The organism is Curtobacterium sp. Leaf261 (assembly GCF_001422205.1).
Classification (GTDB): Bacteria; Actinomycetota; Actinomycetes; order Actinomycetales; family Microbacteriaceae; genus Curtobacterium.
The window spans coordinates 1-16,866 of record NZ_LMMJ01000010.1 but is presented as its reverse complement, the minus strand read 5'-3'; the positions used below and the strand labels follow the sequence as shown (position 1 = coordinate 16,866).

13 protein-coding genes and 1 pseudogene are annotated in these 16,866 nt (G+C 70.5%); 10 read left to right on the top strand and 4 right to left on the bottom strand.

The genetic code is table 11. The features are described 5' to 3' along the window. Positions 1 to 530 precede the first annotated feature (530 nt). Complete coding sequence (locus tag ASF23_RS13345) at positions 531 to 785, top strand: hypothetical protein (protein ID WP_055954547.1); 255 nt, start codon at positions 531 to 533, stop codon at positions 783 to 785. Between the two features lie 81 nt (positions 786 to 866). On the opposite strand, the gene ASF23_RS13340 is transcribed toward ASF23_RS13345, so the two are convergent. Beyond that, the gene (locus ASF23_RS13340; RefSeq protein ID WP_055954544.1) at positions 867 to 1,379 is read right to left on the bottom strand and encodes a helix-turn-helix domain-containing protein; all 513 of its coding nucleotides are present in this window, start codon (positions 1,377 to 1,379) and stop codon (positions 867 to 869) included. Between the two features lie 185 nt (positions 1,380 to 1,564). Here ASF23_RS13340 and ASF23_RS18870 point away from each other — a divergent pair. The 3 genes and pseudogenes from ASF23_RS18870 to ASF23_RS13330 all read left to right on the top strand — a co-directional run. Beyond that, a pseudogene (locus tag ASF23_RS18870) lies at positions 1,565 to 2,176 on the top strand (3'-5' exonuclease); the annotation flags it as partial. Positions 2,177 to 2,371: 195 nt separating this feature from the next. Continuing rightward, positions 2,372 to 3,202 (top strand): Lsr2 family DNA-binding protein, encoded by an 831-nt coding sequence (locus tag ASF23_RS18865; RefSeq protein WP_235510912.1) that lies wholly within the window; start codon positions 2,372 to 2,374, stop codon positions 3,200 to 3,202. Positions 3,203 to 3,293: 91 nt separating this feature from the next. After that, positions 3,294 to 4,529, top strand: a complete 1,236-nt coding sequence (locus tag ASF23_RS13330; protein WP_055954539.1) for an FAD-dependent oxidoreductase — start codon at positions 3,294 to 3,296, stop codon at positions 4,527 to 4,529. A gap of 301 nt (positions 4,530 to 4,830) precedes the next feature. On the opposite strand, the gene ASF23_RS13325 is transcribed toward ASF23_RS13330, so the two are convergent. Further along, a complete protein-coding gene (locus ASF23_RS13325) occupies positions 4,831 to 7,545 on the bottom strand; it encodes an OmpL47-type beta-barrel domain-containing protein (RefSeq protein WP_200919365.1) in 2,715 nt (904 codons plus the stop codon). 229 nt (positions 7,546 to 7,774) lie between these two features. On the opposite strand from ASF23_RS13325, the gene ASF23_RS13320 reads away from it, so the two are divergent. From ASF23_RS13320 to ASF23_RS13300, 5 genes are all read left to right on the top strand, one after another. Next, positions 7,775 to 8,506, top strand: coding sequence for a TetR/AcrR family transcriptional regulator (locus ASF23_RS13320; protein WP_055954536.1), 732 nt, complete (start codon positions 7,775 to 7,777; stop codon positions 8,504 to 8,506). 109 nt (positions 8,507 to 8,615) lie between these two features. After that, on the top strand, positions 8,616 to 10,070 hold the full coding sequence (locus ASF23_RS13315) for an MFS transporter (RefSeq protein ID WP_055954533.1): 1,455 nt from the start codon (positions 8,616 to 8,618) through the stop codon (positions 10,068 to 10,070). Positions 10,071 to 10,609: 539 nt separating this feature from the next. Continuing rightward, entirely contained in the window at positions 10,610 to 11,092 is a 483-nt protein-coding gene (locus ASF23_RS13310; RefSeq protein WP_055954531.1) for an FBP domain-containing protein, read from the top strand. Positions 11,093 to 11,274: 182 nt separating this feature from the next. Beyond that, positions 11,275 to 11,511, top strand: coding sequence for a hypothetical protein (locus ASF23_RS13305; RefSeq protein ID WP_156364519.1), 237 nt, complete (start codon positions 11,275 to 11,277; stop codon positions 11,509 to 11,511). Next, positions 11,508 to 11,732 (top strand): hypothetical protein, encoded by a 225-nt coding sequence (locus ASF23_RS13300; RefSeq protein ID WP_055954525.1) that lies wholly within the window; start codon positions 11,508 to 11,510, stop codon positions 11,730 to 11,732. The genes ASF23_RS13305 and ASF23_RS13300 overlap by 4 nt, the downstream gene beginning before the upstream one ends. 109 nt (positions 11,733 to 11,841) lie before the next feature. Here the strand turns inward: ASF23_RS13300 and ASF23_RS18395 are convergent, their stop codons facing one another. After that, on the bottom strand, positions 11,842 to 12,015 hold the full coding sequence (locus ASF23_RS18395) for a CsbD family protein (RefSeq protein ID WP_156364518.1): 174 nt from the start codon (positions 12,013 to 12,015) through the stop codon (positions 11,842 to 11,844). Between the two features lie 173 nt (positions 12,016 to 12,188). Here ASF23_RS18395 and ASF23_RS13295 point away from each other — a divergent pair, with 173 nt between their 5' ends. Continuing rightward, entirely contained in the window at positions 12,189 to 12,458 is a 270-nt protein-coding gene (locus ASF23_RS13295) for a hypothetical protein (protein WP_156364517.1), read from the top strand. A 98-nt stretch (positions 12,459 to 12,556) separates the two neighbouring features. Here the strand turns inward: ASF23_RS13295 and ASF23_RS13290 are convergent, their stop codons facing one another. Further along, entirely contained in the window at positions 12,557 to 16,360 is a 3,804-nt protein-coding gene (locus ASF23_RS13290) for a TIM-barrel domain-containing protein (protein WP_082474164.1), read from the bottom strand. Positions 16,361 to 16,866 lie beyond the last annotated feature (506 nt).

Below are 16,866 nucleotides of genomic sequence, written 5' to 3'. Positions count from 1 at the left end.
ATGCGCCCTCTGTGGTGTCCTGCGCATGGCGAGCGGTCGCAACAGACCGCTGGGCCAGCCCTTGCACAACTCATGTATCAGATACATGCTTGATCCACCCGAGCGAGGAACTGGAACAGGAACGAGGGATCACGATGCAGTCATCCACGACGACGACGCCACCACCACCACCACACTCCGCGCTCCGCGCCCCGCGTCATCACGGGCGGATCATGAGGGTCATCACGAACCTCTGGTTCGCGCTCGCGATGTCAGTCTCAGTCCTCGTCGCTGCGGTGACCTTCGCCGCGGCGACTGTCTCGACTGATTGGGCACTCGCGGGGACCGCCTCTCTCGGTCTGAGCGCCGGGGCTGGCGGATGCTATTTCGGATCCATGGCTCGCAAGCGCTACCGGCACCGCCATGTCCGGTAGGTCGTCGGAATCAGGTCCGGGTGAATGGTCGATCCACTCCGGCGCGGGCCTGAGGCAGCAACGAGGACTCCCGGCGAAGACGTGCACCGTCAGGCCGATCCGGCAGGAGCGCTTCGCATGACGCGCCGCGGCGTTGCCCTCACGGTCGTCGGCGGACTCGGCGCCGTCGTGGTCGCGTGGGTCACGATGGGCATGACGGTCGCGGGGATGATCCTCCTCGCGACGCTCGTCTTCGCCGCATCCGCACGACCCGTCGTCGGGAACACCCCGATCTCGGCGGGCACCACGATCGATCCACGCGCGGTTCGCCGGTACCGGGAGCAGCATCCCGGAGCGACCATCACGGATGCGATCGCAGCCCTGCAGCGATGATCGTTCGACCAGCACGCCGCCCGTTCGCGGGACCGGTCCTGAGCGCGGGGCTGCTCGCGTTCGCGGGGCCGGTTCCGTCCCTCACCGCAGGCCCGAGGACGACCGGTCCGACCGGCCGAACGACGGCTGCGACAGGGGGTATCGGACGTCGAGCCGCGGGTCGAGCACCGTCGTGATGAGGAAGCGCATGAGGATGCTGTCCGCCGCCCAGTAGAGCCCGACGAAGAGGAAGGCGACCCCGGGGATCGTGCGGGTGCTGGTCAGGACGATGAAGAGGATCGTGATCGCCACCCCGACCGCCGTGTAGAGACTCCGCCAGGCGCGCACCGTGGCGTCGCGGCGGACCTGCTGCACGGCGGTGCGTTCCTCGAGGCCGTCGACCGCCTTCTCGAATGAGGGACGCTCGACCGTGCCGAAGAGCTCAGTGGCCGGGACCTCGAGGGCGGCGGCCAAGAGCGCGACCGTCTCGAGGTTCGCGTCCTTGCCGGACTCGAGCCGCTGGATGGTGCGGACGGCGACGCCGGACTCCGAGGCGAGGCGCTCCTGCGTCCACCCTCGGGTGATCCGCAGCTGCTGGATTCGCGATTCGTTCATGCGGCCAACCGTAGGAGACCGGGACCCGACACCACCACGACACGGACCCGTCACCGACCCGCCATCGACCCGCCGTGACATGAGATCGCGCCAGGGAGGGCCAGAGCGTCCAGCGCCCGCGTTCGGGGGCATGCGCGACGGGGACCGAGACTGTCATAGTGAGTCGAACTCATACAGGGGGTCACATGGGGTTCTTCGACTGGCTGCGGGGCCGATCCACAAGACAGGAACAGACTGCGAGTTCCGTCGCCCCCGGGGCCCCCGCGCCGCCTCTGAGCGGCCGCGTTCCTCAGGCGACCTCCACTCCGACTCGTGTGGGTGGGCCGATTCGAACGCCGACGTATGCCGTGGTCGATGTCGAGACCACTGGTCTGTCGCCAAGACGTGACCGCATCATCGAGCTCGCGATCGTTCGGCTCGATGCTGCCGGTGTCGTGGTCGACGAGTCCGTTGGGCGGTTCGATCCGGAGGGGCCTGTCGGAGCGACACACATCCACGGAATCACGCAGGCAGATGTCGACGGCAAGCCGCGCTTCGCCGACGTCGCGCCGAGCATCGTCGCGGGGATCGCCGGTCTGCCAGTCGTCGCGCACAACGCGAAGTTCGATCTCGCCTTCCTCCGTAACGAACTCGAGGCAGCAGGCTGGGACGTGCCATGGGTTGACGGGTACTGCACGCTCGAGGCCAGCTGGTCCTACCTCCCCGAGATGGATCGACGCCGACTCGTGGACTGCTGCTGGGCGAGTGGCGTCGCCCTCGACGATGCACATTCGGCGCTCGGGGACGCGCGCGCGACTGCCGGACTCTTCCGCTCGTACCTGCGTGCCAACGGCGGTCCCGACCGGGCCATGGTCCAGGCCCAGGACAGCGCACGATCGACGAATTGGCCGAGCAGTCCGACACGGACTCCGCTGTCGCCGTCTGATCGCTCGTGGGATCAACGCCCGGCACCGATCCGTTTCTCACGATCGCGACCGACGATGCCGCCGTTGATGAAGCAGCTGACCGCACTCACGCTGCTCGAGGTCATCGACGAGGGTGCACCAGTCGGGACGACCGCGTACCTCGAACTGCTCTTCGATGCGCTCGAGGACGGTGACATCTCGGAAACGGAGTCGGATGCGCTCGCTGAGGTGCGCGCCGACTATGACCTCACTGCTGCCGATGTCACCGCTGCGCACGAGGCACTTCTCCTCGCCCTCGCGCACCGGGCAGTCGATGACGGGCATGTGTCGCACGAGGAGCGGCGTGAACTCCGGTCGGTCGCCTCCCTCCTCGGGGTGCCAGACGGCACCGTGAAAGCAGTCCTCAACCGTGCCGATGCCGCGCGCCACGCTCGGCTGAGCGCGGGTCTGGGTCCGCTGCCCGATCCGTGGCCGCACGGTGTCCCGCTCCGAGTGGGCGACCGGATCGCGTTCACCGGCTGCGAGGAGCGTCAACGGGAGCGACTCGAGAGACGCGCCGAAGAACTCGGCGTTCGAGTGTCGGGTGCAGTGTCCGGCCGGACGACGATGCTGATCACGGACGGGTCGTTCTCTGGTGGGAAGCTCGCGCGTTCGCTCGAGCTCGGCACCCGCACAGTGCATCCGGACGTGTTCGAAGTCCTCCTCCGACACCTTCAGCCTGCATCTGCCATCGGCATGATGCCGGCTCCGTCGGTCACAGCCCCGACCGCGATCTCGAGCCGTTCCGGTGCGCAGGACGAGATCGGAAGACCGTCTCCGTCAGCGATCCGGGCCTGGGCAGTTGCGCAGGGGTACGAGGTCGGCGTCCGCGGTCGACTCCCGCGCGAAGTCCTGGACGCGTACGCGAAGGCAGTGTGACGCTGGGACATGATGTAGCGATCCGCCGCCACGCGCAGCACCCACCCGGGGCGAGCAGGATCGAGAGCACCCTCGGACGGAACAGGTGCGCATGACTACGGACAGCACGACCACCCACACCTCGGTCTGCATCGCGGGCGGAGGTCCCGCGGGGATGATCCTCGGCCTGCTCCTCGCCCGCGCCGGCATCCGGACGACGGTCCTCGAGAAGCACGACGACTTCCTCCGCGACTTCCGCGGGGACACCATCCACCCGACGACGCTCGACCTCCTCGCGGACCTCGGCGTGATGGACGCCCTCGAGCAGATCCCGCACAGCGCGGTGACGACCCTCGACGCGGTCGTGAACGGGGTCCGCTTCCGAGCCGCCGACTTCACGAGGGTGGCCAGGAGCGGGCAGCTGTGGTTCATGCCGCAGTGGGACCTCCTCGACACGATCGCGAGCGCCGCGCAGGAGCTGCCGTCCTTCACGCTCATGATGGGCACCACCGCCCACGAGGTCGTCCGCTCCGGCAACCGCGTCACCGGCGTCCGCGCCGATGGACCCGACGGACCGGTCACGGTGTCGGCCGACCTGACGATCGCTGCCGACGGCCGGAACAGCACCCTCCGCGGGTCGGCCGGCCTTGGCCTGCACGAGTCGGGCGCGCCGATCGACGTCCTCTGGTTCCGGGTCGACCGACCGGCCGCGACACCGCCGGACACCATCGCGTACCTGGCGTCGGACACGATCATCACGATCCCGCGCACCGACTACTACCAGTGCGCCCTGCTCATCCCGAAGGGCGAGATGACCACTGTGCGGGACGAGGGGCTCGACGCCTTCCGTGCCCGCGTGGCGAGTGCGGTGCCGTTCCTCCGCCCGACGATCGACAGCGTGGGCGCGTGGGAGGACGTCAAGCTCCTCGACGTCCGCATCGCCCACGCACGTCGATGGCACCGCCCGGGCTTCCTGCTCATCGGGGATGCCGCACACCCGATGTCCCCGGCGTTCGGCGTCGGCATCAACTACGCGATCCAGGACGCGGTCGCCGCAGCGCGGGTGCTCGTCGGAGCAGGAGTCGGGATCCGCGCCGACCTCGGGTCGCTCGACGAGGCGGTGCTCCGGCGGATCCAGCGCCGACGAGCGCTCCCGGCCCGGCTGATGCAGCAGATCCAGCGGATCGTGCACCACACCGTCGGCCGACCGCAACGGGGCCGACGCCTCCCACCGAAGGCGCTCCTGCGGATCGGGACCCCCGTGGTCAGCGTGCTCGTCCGACACGTCGCGGGCAGGCTCGTCGGCGCGGGCTTCCGCCCCGAGCGGCTCGACCGGCCCCGCCAGTAGGACTGGTACAGCGGCCGCACGGGTGCGGCTGCACCACCTGCCGGACTGGAGGCACGGCACCCGTCCGGCACCGTCCCTCCAGTCCGTCAGGTGCCGGGCCACGCTGCTCGCGAGCCGACCTGCTCGCGCTGCCCGGCCCGCTTCCGGCGCGCCGATCGCCCAGCGGCACCACTCTCGGCGCATCGCATCCCCCTTCACCGGTGGTGTGATGCGCCGATCGCGGTGCAACGCCTGGATGGGGGTGAGATACCCAGATGGGGGTGCGACGCGGCAAGCCCGGGCAGCCCGGGCAGCCCGGGCCTCAACGCCGCGCGCGTCGCCTCCGGAGGACCATGAGCAAGAGCCCGGCGGCGAGCAGGGCCGATCCGATGCCGAGCGGCAGCGCGGCCTCGGAGCCGGTGAAGGCCAACGCACTGCCGCCGTTCCCACCACTCCCGGTCCGCACCGCGACCGTGCCGGCAGCCGCCGGGGTCGACGGATCGGCGACCGGGACGACCGCCCCGTCGGACACCGCGATGCTCCCGACCGCGCTGACGTTCCCGGCGACGTCGGTTGCGCGGAACGAAACGGTCCGCGAGCCGGACGGCGGGGTGACCGCCGAGCCGTACGCCGTCCACGTGGTACCGGCAGTGGTCGGGTCACCGAACGTGTACTCGATCCCCGCGACCCCGGACCCCGCATCGGTCGCCGCGAGGGTCACGGACACCGACGGCGTGCCCTGGTCACGGACGGCGGCCTGGACGACCGGTGCGGACGAGTCGACCCTGCCGCTCCAGGTCTGTACGGCCGAGACGTTGTCGGCCGCGTCGGTGGCCCGGAACGCGACGGTGTGCTGCCCGTCCGGGACCGTGAACGCACCCGTGAGCGGCGTCCAGGCTCCCCCGTCGACCTGCACCTCGACGGTAGCCGCCGGGGTGAAGTCGTCCGAGGCCGTCGGGGTGAGGGTCACGGCCCGGTACCACCCGGCGGCGTTCGGCTGCGTGGTCGACGGCGTCACCGTGAGCGTCGGCGCGGTGGTGTCGAGGCCCGGGAACGACGACAGGTACGCGGTCGAGGTGGGGTCACCACCGGTCGTGTCGGCGCTCAGGCCCTCGCCGTCGATGATGTGGCTGATCCCGCCGTTCTGGGCGAGGAACCGGGTCATCGCGTCGGTGAACCGGACGTTCGCGTTCCGCGGGGTGTCGATCGCGTTCTCCTCGACGATGCCCGGGTTGTCGAAGTTCGAGTACACCCCGAGGCCGTAGGCGTGGTGGCTCGCTACGTCATCGGCGACCTTGTAGCTGGCGTACCCGTTCTCGGTCCCGTCCATCCACGCGGCCTGGCTCGGCACGTCGTACGGGATCTCGCTCTGGTAGAAGATCGTCGTGCCGCCGTCGCCGTTCCAGACGACCTGGTTCTGCTGCCAGTGCTCCACGGCGAGGCCGTCCGCGGTCACGTCGTCGCCGTTCACGACGAGGCCGTTCACGCCGGTGTTCGCGGTCCACCCGACACCGCTGCCGTGGTCTGCACGCCAGACCCAGATGTCGTCGAGGACCGTGTTCGGCGAGTTCACCTCGATGCCGGTCCCCGCGGATCCGGCGTGCGGCCCACCGACGCGGACGAACACGTCCGTCAGGGTCGTCGGGTCGGTGGCGCTGCCGCTCGTCGCACCCGTCGGGCCGACCTGGAGGAGGACGTCCGAGGTCGTGGCTCCCGCGTCGACCGTGAACCCGGAGAGCTGCACGCCGGACACGTCGCCGACCGTGAGTGCCGCCGTGCCGTTCGTCGGCGTGATCGCCGCCATCCCGAGGCCGAGCACCACGGTGTCAGGCCGCGTCACCCGGATGGCGTCGCCGTACTGGTACACGCCCGGCGTCAGGATGAGGTCCTTGCCCGCGGCGAGCGCGGCGTTCACCGTCTGGATCGAGTCAGACGGCTGCGCGACGAAGAACCGGCTGAGCGGGAGGGCTGTCCCGGCACCGGCACTCGTGGCGGTCCACTGCACACCGCTCGCGTTCGTCCTCGCCGCGGGCACGAACACCGAGTACGCGCCGTCCGCACCGAGCGTCAGGAACGGTGCGTCGCGGGTGGTCGGGGTCGTCGGGAGCGTGGTCGTCGGCTGCGCTCCGACGGCGGCCCGGCCGTCCGGGAACGACTGCGCCGGAGCCCCCTGGGTCCCGGAGAACACCATGTTCCAGACCCCGCCCTGCCAGGCACCGATCTGACTGTCCTGCGTGTAGAACTGCTGCTGCGAGCCGGAGACGACCGTGCCGGACACCGCCGAGTCGGACATGAACCCGCCGCTCGCCTGCTCGCCGTACTGCCCGAAGAGCGTCAGGTTCGCGGCCGGGGTCGTACCACCGGCCGGGTTGCTCTGGATGTCGACACGACGGAGCGGTGCGGCCTGCGACACGGCCCACCGGAGCTGGTGCGCGTCCGCCTGGCCGTAGGTGAACACGTTCTGGGCGTTCTGTGCCGCGGTCGGCTGCTGGATCGGGTTGATCTGGACGTTGCTGAGCGAGCGCCAGAACGTGTCGAGGGACCCGGGGCTCTGGTTCTCCCACGGGTTCTGCGTGCCGGGTGCCTGGTAGGGCTCGACGTGCAGCGCACCGTTGATGTGCACGCCGTCGGGCGAGGGTCCGAGGCCCGCGACGGTCTCGTAGAAGCCGACCGTGCCGTTCACGATCCCGGTCGCGGTCGACGGGTCCGCCTGTCCGGCGTCGCTGCCGTACGTTCCGGGCTTGAAGAACACCGCGTGCCGACCCATGCTGAACTCCGTCTCGCCGGACGCGGCCGCGAGCGTGGTGTTGATCGCGTCGGTCGACATGCTCGGATCGAGCACCGAGACGTTCGGCCAAGTCGACGGGTCTGCCTGGTCGAACGCCGGGGCAGCACCGGCCGGCGCCGCGCCGATGCCCCCGAGGACGAGTGCGGTGGCCGCGGCTGCGGCCGCGAGGGATCCGATGAACGGCTCGCGCCACGCGGCCCGATCCCGTCGATGATCGGTGTCCGGACGGCGGATGTCGAGGTGGGTCACAGCGTTCTCCCTTGAACGTGGACGGGGCACGGAACGGACACTCGAGGTACTCCCCGGTGCCGTCCGGCCACAGGCGGAATGTATCCGCAGACGTGAGATCGCGTCAACGCCGACGCGTCCCGCGGACAGGTGTCCCGCTTTCGGGGACTGCAACTCCGCCCGCCGATCCGCGATGCTGGGTCGGTCGTTCCCTTCTTCCCGGAGGGGCCCGCTGGAACCTGGACTGACCATGACCCTCGATGCCACCTCGGCCTCCACCGCCACCTCCCACCACGATGACCCGAAGCACGCCGCTGACCCGCAGCGCACCGCTGACCCGCAGCACACCGCTGACCCGCAGCAGGCCGTGGCCCTCCGCGCCCGCATCGCCGACGCCGCCATCGAGGCCGTCCGCCGCCACGGCACGCTGACGCCCGACAGCGCCACGGTCGCCACCATCGCCGGGGTGAGCGCAGAGGTCGTGCAGGCGCAGTTCCCGACGTGGGACAGCCTCATGACCGTCGCGATCACCCGCTGGCACGAGGCACGCATGGCCCCGCTCCACGCGGTCGCCGCGAACGCCGGGGCCGTCGCGTTCCTGCAGAAGATCGTCGAGTCGAACGCGCAGGACCCCCACCTGATCCGCCTGCTCATCAACTCCCTCACGGTGGGTTCCGATCCGTCGCACCCCGCATCGGTGTTCCTCCGCCACCAGTACGAGTCCTTCTACCGGGCGATCCGGGACATCCTCGTGCACGACATCGCCGTCGGCCGCGAGCCCGCGACGCTCGACCCCGGCCGCGGTGCGGAGCAGCTGATCGCGCTGTACGAGGGGCTCCAGATCCAGGCGATGCTGCGATCGGGTGTCGACGTCGTCGCGACGTTCCGACGCGCGATGACCGACCTCCACGACGGCTGGTCGGCCCCGAAGGAGTCGAGCAGCCGCACCGCGGAGACGTTCAGCGGCGTCTACGAGATCTGAGACCGGCACCGCGCTCGACGTGCGGTCCGTGGCGGGCGCGCACCGTCCCTCCAGTGCGGTGCGCGGCTGGCGCGGAATGGACCGGCGTGGTTCACGCTTGGATGGTTCCATGTCCGAACGATCAAGCGGGGTCGGCCTGCGCTCCGAGCGTGGACCGATCCTCCTCGCCCTCATGCTCGCCACCGCCCTGGTGGCGCTCGACTCGACGATCATCGCGACGGCGTCGTCCTCGATCGCCCGTGACCTCGGCCACTTCCAGCAACTCCCGTGGCTGTTCTCGGTCTACCTCCTCGCGCAGGCGGTGAGCGTCCCGATCTACGGCAAGCTCGCCGACGTCCTCGGACGAAAGCGCCTCCTGCTCCTCGGGATCGGCCTGTTCCTCGTCGGCTCGGTCCTCTGCGGCGCAGCCTGGTCGATGCCGGTGCTCATCGGCGCCCGTGTGGTCCAGGGGCTCGGTGCCGGCGCGGTCCTGCCGATCTCGATGACGATCACCAGCGACATCTACACGCTCGAGGAGCGCGCGAAGACCCAGGGCTACCTCGCGTCGGTGTGGGGCATCGCGTCCGTGGTGGGTCCGACGCTCGGCGGGCTCTTCAGCGAGCTCGGGGCCTGGCGCTGGATCTTCTGGATCAACATCCCGCTCGCACTCATCGCGGGCTTCATGCTCTTCCGTGCGTACAAGGAGAGCGCCCACGCGGTGTCGCGCGAGCGGATCGACTTCCTCGGTGCGGGCCTCCTCGCCGGCGGGACGACAGCCCTGCTGCTCGGACTCCTCGAGGGCGGCACGACCTGGGCCTGGAACTCCCCCGCGAGCGTCGGCATCTTCGCTGCCGCAGCCGCCCTGCTCATCGCGTTCGTGGTGGTCGAGCTCCGGGTGGAGCATCCCATCTTCAACCTCGGCCTGCTGCGGCGGCGCGTGGTGCTCGCGTCGACGATCGCCTCGCTCGTGATCGGCGTCATCGTGATGGGCCTGTCGACGTACGTGCCGATCTACGCGCAGGACGTCCTCGGTGCCTCAGCCCTGATCGCCGGGTTCGCCCTCGCTGCCCTGACACTCGGCTGGCCGATCTCGGCGTCGCAGGCCGGACGCTTCTACCTGCGGTGGGGGTTCCGGGTGACCTCGATGATCGGGGCGACACTCGTGCTCGTCGGCGCGGTGCTGACGATCACCCTCGCTGCGGAGTCGCCGATCTGGCTCGTCGCGGTGTTCTGCTTCGTGATCGGCGGCGGGATGGGGCTCACCGCGGTGCCCACGCTCATCGCGGCGCAGGCGTCGGCGGGGAACAACGAGCGCGGGGCGGTGACCGGGACGAACATGTTCGCGCGGTCGATGGGCTCGGCGATCGGCGTGGCGGTGTTCGGCGCGGTCGTGAACTCGCACGTACGGCTGAACGCGTCGGGTGTCCCCGAGGGCGCCGGCCTCATGACGGCGATGCACCTGGTGTTCATCGCGATCGCGGCCGTCGCGGTGGTGCTGCTCGTCGCGGTGACGTTCATGCCGGCGCACCGACGGCAGGAGCGGAGCGCGGTGGCGGGAGCGGGTCCGGAGCCGGCGACCGCCTGACCGGCCGGCCGCCTGACGGCGTGACCACCATCCGGACTGGAGGCACGGTGCGAGGCAGCCACGGGCCTCCCGTCCGTCGTCGGTGTGGCGGCGCCGCGTGTTCGCGCTCGTCGGCTCGGGCCAGTGCGCCTGGCTTCAGCGTGCTTCCGCGCGTTGGCGTCCGATGCGGAGATCCTCGAGGCGGCGCGGACGGCTGCCCTCCGGTTGACCTGAGCTCCAACTATTCTGCTTCGTCTTCCAGAATATTGGGAGCACTGGCCTCGGCCGCTTCGTGCCGAGTGCCGACGTCCGACGTCCGACGTCCGACGGCCGACGTCCGATGGCCGACGGCGCAGTCGAGCAGTTCCTGTGCATGACGCACGACCGCGCTACGCTTGCCCCATGACTTCCCAGGAGGTGGTCGGCGCTCTCCACGCCGGCATCAGGGCCTGACGCCCACGGTCGCGCTCCTCGGTGCGGCCGACCGAGTCGTCCCCTGAACCCTCCCGCTCGTGCGGCGCCGTGTCATCGTGCGCCCGAGCGTCATCGAAAGCGAACCCATGCTCCCCATCACGGAGAAGTCCCTCCGCGCGTCCTTCGTCAACGCCTCCCGCAAGGAGTCGACCGACCTCGTCCTCCCCGCCGACTTCGAGACCATCGACTGGTCGACGCGCGACTACCTCGGGTGGCGCGACCCGAAGATCGGCAAGCGCGCCTACGCCATCGTCCCGACGCTCGACGGAGAGCTCATCGGCATCCTCTTCCGGCAGGCGGACGCGTCCCCGCTCTCCCGCCCGCAGTGCTCGTGGTGCCAGGACGTCAAACTGCCGAACAGCGTCGTGTTCTACAGCGCGAAGCGGTCAGGGCCGTCCGGGCGGAACGGAAACACCGTCGGCACCCTCGTCTGCGAGGAGTTCCAGTGCTCGCACAACGTCCGGCAGCTCCCACCGCCGGCCTACGAGGGCTACGACGTCGAGGCGGCCCGCTTCCAGCGCATCGAGGACCTGCAACTCCGCGCAGCGTCGTTCGCCGCGGCCGTCTGACCCGCTGGTCGCGACCGGACACGATCGGACTGGAGGCACGGTTCGGGCTGGAACCGCGCCTCCAGTCCGGTACGCGTCCGGTACGCGGTCGGTTGACGTCCTCGGCGCTCGAGGCGCCCCCGGCGCCGCTCCCGGCCCCACCGGCCCCACCGGCCCCACCGGCCCGGAGTAGCGTCCTCGGCGTGGCAGTGAAGTGGATGGATCGGCAGGGTCGGACCCCCGGCGGGGTCGTCGGTGCCTGGTGGAACGTCGTCGTCTGCGGGGTGATCGCCGTCGGGTCACTGGTGAGCGCGCTGACCGCTGGTCACGGTTCTGAGAGGCTGTTCTTCGGCATCGGTGTCTTCGTCATCACCGCTGCCTTGGAGGTCGTGTTCGTCCGGAACCTCCGGCAGCAGATGGCCCGACGGCGGGGCGAATGAACCCGCAGCTGATCTTCGGCATCGGTGGTGCCGTCGCCGCCGTCTGGGGCGTGATCATCGCGATCTGGAACGACTGGGCACAGTCCATCGGTGGCGATCAGCTCGCGAACGGCCGACCGCTCACACCGCGCTTCGTCCGGGTGATCGGAGTCTTCCTGGCCCTCGGCGGGACACTCTTCGTCGTCCTGGCCCTGACCGGCGTGATCCCGGACCACGGGTGACTTTCGCCGCTCCGGCCTTGACACAGAGGTGGCGCTCCGGGGGAGAACCTCTCCCGGACACGACGAAGGCCCGGCAGCAACTGCCGGGCCTTCGTCGTGCTGCAGGGACCTACTCGTGCGTCGAGTCCTTGGCGTCCTCGACGTTCTTGCGAGCCTCGCCCATGTGCTGGTCCTTCTGGCCCTGCGCGGTGAGCTCTGCGTCGTCGGTCTTCTTGCCGACGAACTCCTCAGCGTGGCCAGCGGCCTTCTGCGTGAGGTCCTTTGCCTTGTCTCCGAGCGACATGACGTTCCTTTCCCGAAAGCGATCGCCGAGGAATCCCGGCTCCTCGCTGACAGTAGGCGCACGTCCTGATGTCACTGCCAGGCGTTGTCCCCCGCTCACCTGCTCGAGCGGCGCGTCGACGGTGATCGGGCGCGGTGTTCCGCCTGGACCTGAGGATGCACGATGATGGCTGCGTGACCACAGAACGACCACGAGCCGTGGTGGCAGCAGTCCTCGCGACCTGGGTCGGCTCGGCGATGTTCGTCGGAGGGCTCGTCGTCTTGTTCCACCGCTGGACCCATCCCGTGTCCTCCTTCGGCTGGTTCGCCTACGCACCGTTGAGCGACACGGTCTTCACGCCGGGCCTCAGCCCGGCGCTCGTCGTCGGCTCCGTCCTGACCGTGGTCGGTGCCGCGCTCGGAGCCTTCGGAGCGGGCATGCTCATCGGACGACGCTCGCGCTGAGGACCATGAGCGGCGCGGTGCGGGACGGACCCGCACCGCGCCTCCAGGCCGAACGGGGACCACCCGCCGGACGTGACGTCCGCGGGCGGTCCCTCCCCCTAGTTCGACCGGCGCCGCCGGACCCGGAGCAGGACCCCACCTGCCGCCAGCAGCGCAGCTGCGATGAGCCCGATCGGCACGATGTCCGCTCCCGTGAAGGCGAGCAAGCCGCTCCGGTCCGGATCGTCACCGGCGGCCTGACCGGAGCCGCCCGGTGTCACCCCGACACCAGACCCCCCGGCCCCACCCTGGCCGGGCGTCCCGCCCTGGCCCGGGTTCCCGCCCTGACCCGGCGTTCCGCCCTGGCCGGGGTTCCCACCGCCTGCCGCAGCAGTCACGGTGAACGACGCCCGCGCGACCTCGGCCCCACCGACCGAGGCGATCACCTCGACCGCACCCGATGCCGTCGCGGAGACGGGCAGCGAACCGGTGAAGGCGCCGCTCCCGTCGGTCCGCACGGTCACCTGACCGACGTCCGGCGAGGTGGTCAGCACCACGTCGGTGTCCGCGGGGAACCCGCTGCCGGACACGGTCTGCGTCGTCCCCGCCGCGACGGACGGCGAACCGACCTGCAGCTGCGGCGCCGCGACGGCCGCGGTGGAGAACGCCACCGTCGTCCGCTCGGACACCGACCGCGAAGCGACCGGCACCGTGATGGTGCGCGTCCCCGCGTCGTAGGTCCACGCCGTCGCTGGGACAGCCGACCCGTCGATCGTCACCGAGGTCGGCCGATCGGCGTTCGTGAAGGTCGCCGTCCACGCCCGGTCGTCCACCTGGCCGGCGAACGAGCCGTCCGCCGGAGCGATGTCGAGCGATCCGCCGGCGGACTGCTCGGTGTACCGGACGGCCGTGGTCGCCGATCCGGGGGTGGCCTTGCCGGTGGAGGTCGCGTCCTCACCGGCGTCCTCGTGCAGGTCGAACGTGCCGTTCGCCCCGGTGGCCACCGTCAGTGTGACCGCGTCGAGCGGTGCGCTGTCGTTCGCGACGTGGTCGGTGCGTGTCGGCACCACCCCGCCGCTCCGCACGAACACCGGCATGGACTGGAGGTCCGTGGTGACCGCCGCCGTCGTCCCACCCTGGTGGGTGGTCCCGGTGAACAGGTCCGTCCAGCTGCTGCCCGCCGGGAACCACACGTTCGTGGTCGCGGTGTCGCCGGCGGTCGTGACCGGCGCCACCAGGACGTCGGACCCGTAGAGGTACTCCGACCCCGCCCTGGCGTACGCCTCGGCCTGGTCCGGGTACTGCAGGTAGAGCGGCTGGACGATCGGGGTGCCCGTCGCGGTGGCGTTCGCCGCGAGGGTGTACGTCAGGGGGACGAGGTCCTCGCGGAGGTTCAGGAACTTCGACGCGGACGCGTTCGCGGCGGCCGGGTACTGCCACGGCAGCCGGTCGCTGTGGTTGCTGTGCAGGCGGTCGATGGGCTGGAACGCCCCGAGCTGCACCCACCGGGCGTAGAGGTCGGCCGGCAGCTGCGTCGAGTCGGGTTCAGCGCCCGCGATGCCGTACTGCGCGCCGTTGTGCCCGCCGATGTCGTGGCTGATCGCCGCGAGGCCGGTCGATGCCGATTCACCGGGGGTGTACCCGACCTCGGCCGCGAGCATGTCCCACGTCGAGGTGGTGTCCCCCGTGAAGTGCAGCGTCGTCCGCTTGTCGGCCCATGGTCCGGTCGCCACGGCCTGCGGGTTGCCGTAGCCGCCTGCGGTCAGCGAGCCGTACGCCCGCGAGAATGCGAAGCCGCGGCCGCCGAGCGCCTGGTCCGTGTACTGCGCGTACTGCTGGTTGATGAACGCGTCGGGGGTGACGCCGTTCGCGGAGTACTTCGAGTTCTCGCTGCAGCACCAGTCGAGCCACCAGCTGTCGACCCCGTCGGCCTTGATGCTCTCGTGCAGGTCGAGGTACGCCTGCAACTGGTCGGGGTCGGACCAGTCGAACAGGTAGTTGTCCCCGCTCTTCGTCAGCTTGCCCTTCGCGGTGGCCTGCGCCTCGGCGAACTTCGGGTCGGTCGCGGAGATCGTGGGGTGGATGTTGAGGGTGTTGTGGATGCCCTCGGCGTGCCACTCGGCGAGCAGGGCCGCCATGTCCGGGATGCGGGCGGGGTCGACCTCCCACCCGTTCCACTTGCTGCCGAGCTTGTAGTCGGTGTCGATCGCCATGACGTCGACCGGGACACCCTGCTGCGTGAACTCCTTGGCGATGGCGGAGTAGTCGGCCTGCGAACGGTCGTAGTACTCGGAGTACCAGACGCCGTAGGCCCAGCGCGGCAGGAGCTTCGTCGGGCCGGTGAGCACCGACAGGTCGTGGAGCGCGGTCGTGTAGTGGTTGCCGTACCCGAACACGTAGCCGTCCTGCTCGGCGGCACCGCCGGTGGTGGGCCGCTGCCGGACCGTCTCGGTCGCGGTGTCGTAGAGCGCCGAGGCGGAGTCGTCGAGGAGCGACCAGCCGTCCTGGTAGAGGATCCCGGGGTTCGTGCTGACCGTGCCGTTCGCGGTGTCGAGGTCGCGACGGTAGCCGCCGAGCGCAGCGTGTGGGGCGAGGACCGGCGAGTCCGCTGCGACGGCCGCGACGGTGTCGACGTTCACGTTGCAGTTGTTCGCCTCGGTCGGGCAGCCGAGGGTGACGTCGTTCACACCCGCCTCCAGGTGCACCGGCACCGCGACCGTGTTCCAGTAGTCCCACCCGCTGGTCGGCGGGAGCGAGGTGGTCGTGGCGGTGCCCGCCGCACCGGTGGTCGCGGCCGCACCGGTGGTCGCGGTCAGGGTCGGCGTCGCGGGGAGTCCGTTCGCGTAGCGGACCTGGAGCACGTAGTCGCCGGCCGCAGGGACCCCGGTCACGTGTTCGGTGAGCGCGGACCCCTGCCCCCAGAGCCCGGAGGCGAAGCCCGTCCCGGCGTACCCGTTGTGGTCCATGGCGGTCATCGCGTTGCCGCTGCGTCCCGCGTCCTCGGCCTGGCAGATCGACCCGAAGGCGCAGTCCTCGCCGCTCGTCGTGGGTGACGGCGCGGGCAGGGAGGCACCGGTCGACACGAGTGCGAGGCTGTCGACGTTCACCTGGCCCGAGTCGGACGCGGCGCGCTCGATCCGGATGGTGTGCGTCCCCGCTGCCAGGTCGAGCCCGGTCGAGGCGGTCAACCAGTCGTCCCAGCTCGTCCCCGCCGGGAGGCTCAGCGTGCGGGCGGGCTGGTCGTCGACCACGACGCTGAGCGTCCTGGTCGTGACCTGTCCGTCCCCGCCCTGCGAGTTCGCGTAGCGGAGCACGAGGTCCCGCTGGCCGGCGTCGGCGGCCGCGACGGTCGTCGTGAAGGTCATCGCGTTGCCGACGGACTCGTACCCCGCGGCGAAGCCGGTCCCGGTGAACCCGGTGTGGTTCGTCGCGGGAGACAGGCCCTCGAGTCCGAGCGACTCCGCCTCGCAGAGTGCGCCGAGGGTGCAGGACGGTGTGGACGCCGAGGTCCACGGGGTCCCGGTCACCTGCTGTCCGGCGTCGGTGGTGAGCGCGACGGACAGGTTCTGCTGGTCGAAGGCGCCGGAGCCCTGCTTGTACCTGACCACCATCGAGCCGGTGTCGATCGTCAGCCAGCCGTCCTCGACGCGCTGGGTGAACGGCGTCGCGGGGAACCCGTCACGTCCGACGGCGTTGAAGGTCGCGTCGTCGGTGAACGCTCCGTCGACGGCGTGTTCCGTGCGGATCAGCGTCGGCGAGAGGACCTGGAAGCGGGCGTCGCCCGACACGACCGTCTGGCTCGCGAGCGGTGCTGCCGCTGCTGCCGGGAGCGCGGCGACCCCGACGAGGCCGAGGCCCGATGCCGCGACGAGGATCGCGGCGAGGACCCGCCGACGGTTCGAGCGTGTCGGTGTGTGACGCAATTGGTTCTCCTGCTGGACGTCGTCGTCCGGTCGTTCCGGCGTGAGCCGTGGTCATCCGCTCGCTCGAGGAGCGCTCGTTTACAGCGCTGTAAGCATAGGACCTGTTAGGAGATTCAGGGAAGCCCGCCGAGTAGACGGGAGCGGGATCCGGACTGGAGGCGCGGTGCGGGCCGGTCCCGTCCCTCCAGTCCGGTGGCGGGACGGACTGGAGGAGCGGTGCGGGCCGGTCCCGTCCCTCCAGTCCGGTGGCGGCGCCAGCCCACGATGGCCGCCGGCACCAGCCGGATCCTCCGGACACGGACGAAGGCCCCACCGCATGCGACGGTGAGGCCTTCGTGTGATCGCTGTGACGATCCCCTGGTGAGGGTGTGCTGCTACAGGATCCGGGTTACTTGATCTGGGCGGTGATGGTGGCGGTTCCGACGAGGAGGCCGGCCTTGACGGCGTCGGTGCTGAAGGTCTTGTTCAGGAGGCCTGCGGCGTCGGCGGAGACGTGGACGGTGGTG